1 protein-coding gene is annotated in these 928 nt (G+C 56.7%); it reads left to right on the forward strand.

The genetic code is table 11. From position 1 onward, the window contains the following. Positions 1 to 245: 245 nt before the first annotated feature. A partial coding sequence (locus AC1DWI_RS24560; RefSeq protein WP_477726101.1) for a DEAD/DEAH box helicase family protein occupies positions 246 to 928 on the forward strand: 683 nt, incomplete at its 3' end.

Consider the following 928-nt stretch of genomic DNA (forward strand, 5'->3'; position numbering starts at 1 on the left):
ATTTCGACAGCGGTAAACAAAGACATGAAATATCCTCAGAGAAGTAAAAAGAAGGCGAAAGCGACGATAGGGGGTTCAGGTCACGGATTTAGGTCACAAGCTGACCGGAAAAAAGGCTACAAGAGGTGTCAAAAAGCGATAGCGGGGCAACTACAAGGCGAATAGGGATTGCAATTTCCATTTTCGGCCGAATGTCGTATTCTGTTTGGTTGCCCTGAATTTTAACGGGGCTTGATCGAGGTTTTATGCCAGAAGCTATGGAAGTCATAACTGATTCAGTCAACACCGACCCCGCTGCGGGCCAGTTCGTGCGTTTCCCGGATTCGCCGTTCGAGCTGTTCCAGCCCTATCCACCTGCGGGCGACCAGCCCACGGCAATTGACCAACTGGTCGAGGGCATCAACGACGGCGAGGTGTTCCAGACCCTGTTGGGCGTGACCGGCTCCGGCAAGACCTTCACCATGGCCAATGTGATTGCCCGCCTGGGTCGGCCGGCCATCGTGTTTGCGCCCAACAAGACGCTGGCCGCGCAGCTTTACAGCGAGTTCCGCGAGTTTTTCCCGAAAAACGCGGTCGAGTATTTCGTCAGCTACTACGACTACTACCAGCCTGAAGCCTATGTGCCGCAGCGCGACCTTTTCATTGAGAAGGACTCGGCCATCAACGAACACATCGAGCAGATGCGCCTGTCGGCCACCAAGAGCGTGCTGGAGCGGCGCGACACCATCATCGTCGGCACGGTCAGCGCGATTTACGGCATAGGTGCGCCTGAGGACTACACACAAATGCGGTTCATTGCGCGCATCGGCGACAAGATGGGCCAGCGCGACGTGATCGCCAGGCTGATCCGCATGCAGTACACGCGCAACGAGCAGGACTTCGCGCGCGGCACGTTCYGGGTGCGCGGGGACGTGATCGACATTTTCCC

Source organism: Polaromonas sp. P3_C2 (assembly GCF_056402675.1).